The organism is Polynucleobacter sp. 35-46-11 (genome assembly GCF_002281105.1).
On record NZ_NCFJ01000304.1, the window covers coordinates 1 to 3,131 of the forward strand.

A 3,131-nucleotide genomic window follows, 5' to 3' on the forward strand; every position below is an offset into this window, starting at 1 on the left:
ACAAACTTAAGGTGTACACCCTTGTTCATTCCAGGCATCAAACATGCCCTTGGGATGTATCTAATTTACTGAAGCAAACAAATGGGAACGATCATTATTGCACTAATTAAGTGCTGAAATACCCCAAAATCCTGAAAAAATAGTGTATTTGCACCAAAGTAGTGCTTAATCCGCTTTAGAAATATCATGGATTGCATAACCCAAAGCTTCGGTACCGGATCGCAAAGCAATCCAAGCGTTTTCTAGCAGATTTGCATTACCCTTGATCCCCAATTCGATATGGCGTTCAGAGTAAACACCACCCTTAGATGGGTCACCAACCGATGGGAGGCTAAAGACCTTTACACCAGGAAAAGAGGCTTCAATACGCTCCATTAGTGGCGTAAGGGTTGACTCTACGCCCTTGGGAACGATGAAGCTCTGCTCAGCCCAGTTCTCACGATGAAAGAGGCTTTGATAATAAGTATCAAGACACCAAGCCATCATAGGGGCAGCCATCACCGGGAAGCCAGGGACAAAGTAGTGCTCTCGAATAGAAAAACCTGGGATCTGGTTATAGGGATTCGGAATAATGTCGCTGCCAAGCGGGAATTCACCCATCTTGAAGCGATGTTGATTCTCTGGCGTGTTTAGGTCTGCCTTCAGGGCATCACCCTCTGCCATAGCCTGAATACGCCCAGCAATCAACTCTTGCGCAGTCGGATGCAACTCGGTTTTAGTCCCCAATGCCAAAGCTGCGCACTGCCTTGTGTGGTCATCAGGAGTAGCACCAATACCACCAGTACTAAAAACTACATCGCCACTGGCAAAACTATCCTTAAGAGTAACTGTAATTTGCTCAGGATCATCCGCTACATATTTAGCCCAGGACAAACTCAAGCCCCGCTCAGATAAGAGCTCAATCAGCTTGCTCATATGTTTATCTTGACGGCGCCCAGACAAAATTTCATCACCAATGACGATTAAACCGAAGCGACGTGACTTAGGCCCTGACAGATTCATGTCAACTGTATTTAATGCATCAGCCATGGTACGGGAGCTCCATATCAATTACACGCGCTTCTATATTTAAAGATTGATCTAGTTCTTTACTACGTAATTCCTTTAGCGCATCTAGCAAATAGTGTGTAAACCACAGCGCAGCAAACACGAAGATTAATGAGTAAATCCAAAGTGCAACAAAACTCACAATAGGAAACAAGACGAGAGCTAATGCAGAGGTTGCCCAAAAGAAAGTGGGGACAGCACCGAGCATCCCTGACACAATGCCCATGGTTAACAGCGGCCACCGATGTTGATGCAAAAGCGCATCGCGCTCTTCAGAAGTGGCATGTTGAGCCAACACATCGTAAGACATTAGTCGCATCGTCAACCAACCCCATAACAAAGGCGGCAAGACTGCGACGAGTGGCGGAATCCACCACACTGGTAAAGTCAACATCACCAAGGCTAGGCAGATCAAAGCAGACCATAGGGTGTATAAAAAGCTCCCAAATAAACCCCCACCTTTCTTTCGTTCAAGATCTTTGTAGGCATGCTGACGTGTGACTACCTTGACGATTGTTGGTACGGTAGTAAAAGCGATGAATACCAATAAGCTGATCGAGATTAATGGAATGAGCATCATGACAAAAAAGAGTGGCGCAATCCATGCGCGTGCATTTTCAAATCCAGCCCAAATCAGTCCGTCCTGAATCCAACTAGTAAAGACAGATGTTGTTAAAAAAATGCTCAGCATCTCCAGGGCTGGAGTCCAAGTCAGCCAAATTAAGCAACCCCATAACACCGAGACAATCAAAAATGGTCGTAGACTTAACCACAGCATTCTGGGATGCATGGTGCCAACCATTGCCAAGCCAAAAGATTTGAATAATTGCTGGATACTATCCATATATCCTTATTGTTGGTCGAGTTAAAAACTTCATTTGGCCTTAGGCAATAACTCTACAAGGGCATGCTTCAAGGTTTGCCATTGTTGAATAAATATATTATGAGAAACAGCTAAGTCCCTCACTCCAGTTGGGTAAACTGCTTTCGGGAAAATAGCAGTATTAAATAACATATCCCACCAAGGAAACAGTACACCAAAGTTGCAGCCACCTAATACGCCAGGCTTACCTTTTGCTTCGTGACCATAGCCTACTGCATGATGCATACGGTGATACATTGGTGAGACTAATACATATTTAAACAGTCCCAAGTTGACGTAGATATTGGCATGTTGCCAGCTCTGTATTAGCTGACTAAAAACAACTAGCAAAATAAATTGGCTTGGCGAAACGCCAAACAATAAAGCGAAGAAAGCAAAAACTACAGCATGCATGATGTCATCAAGAATATGATTTCGATCGTCCGACCAAGCAGTCATTACGGTTTGACTGTGATGTAGGGCATGGAGTTGCCACCACCAATGAATCGTATGTGAAGCACGGTGATATAAATACTCAACAAAATCTAGCAAGATAAAGTAAATAAAAAAACTGACTAATGGGACAGCCGTAATTGGAGGCCACCAAGATTCAACATTCATTCTTGCAAAACGAAAGTCATGAAGAATTGAATCAATCTCAAAAAAGAATCCGGAGAGAGCAATAAAGATTAGGCCGTGAAAAATACCCAGGCGATGAAAAAGCGTATAGAACACATCTGCTTTGCTTGACTGTGCAAAATGCTCTTGGGTTTCCGCAGGCGCTAACTTTTCCCAAGTGCGCAGCACAATCACAATGAGAAATATTTGCATACATCCAAACAGAAACCAATCAATACCGTCAAAAACATCTTCGGCCATCGACATGAGGTCAAGCTGATACAGAATTGGGCCAGCAACATTAGCAAACAAGAATTCTTGAAGGCTAGCGTAAGCTGAGGCAATTGTGGCTATGAAAGGATTGGAATCCATACCTCTAATTGTGACTTATTTATCTTGTTTTGGCAGAGTAGCAAAGCAGAAGCCGCGACCCTTCAAATTGATAATCAATTGTTCTAAAACTGCTGGCGCCCAAGGGTCCTTGCGCGACCAAATGCCCAAATGGGCCATTGTGATATCGCCGTCCTGAAGCTGGCTACTTGCTTTGTCCAACAGCATCTTGTTTGGATGGGTTTGCGAGCTCAACTCATCCCCCAGAAATCCG

General features: G+C 44.0%; 3 protein-coding genes and 1 pseudogene. All 4 read right to left on the bottom strand.

What is annotated here, in order from left to right:
- Positions 1-165: 165 nt before the first annotated feature.
- Entirely contained in the window at positions 166-1,029 is an 864-nt protein-coding gene (locus B7Y67_RS13920; RefSeq protein WP_293599164.1) for a molybdopterin-binding protein, read from the bottom strand.
- The gene (locus B7Y67_RS13925) at positions 1,022-1,891 is read right to left on the bottom strand and encodes an EI24 domain-containing protein (protein ID WP_215300943.1); all 870 of its coding nucleotides are present in this window, start codon (positions 1,889-1,891) and stop codon (positions 1,022-1,024) included. Before B7Y67_RS13925 ends, B7Y67_RS13920 begins: the two co-directional genes overlap by 8 nt.
- A gap of 30 nt (positions 1,892-1,921) precedes the next feature.
- A complete protein-coding gene (locus B7Y67_RS13930) occupies positions 1,922-2,899 on the bottom strand; it encodes a sterol desaturase family protein (protein WP_293599165.1) in 978 nt (325 codons plus the stop codon).
- Between the two features lie 15 nt (positions 2,900-2,914).
- Positions 2,915-3,131, bottom strand: a pseudogene (locus tag B7Y67_RS13935) (peptidase A8); the annotation flags it as partial.

Coding starts and splice junctions, on each gene's coding strand:
- B7Y67_RS13920 (WP_293599164.1), bottom strand. CDS start 1,029: ATGGCTGATGCATTAAATACAGTTGACATGAATCTGTCAGGGCCTAAG.
- B7Y67_RS13925 (WP_215300943.1), bottom strand. CDS start 1,891: ATGGATAGTATCCAGCAATTATTCAAATCTTTTGGCTTGGCAATGGTT.
- B7Y67_RS13930 (WP_293599165.1), bottom strand. CDS start 2,899: ATGGATTCCAATCCTTTCATAGCCACAATTGCCTCAGCTTACGCTAGC.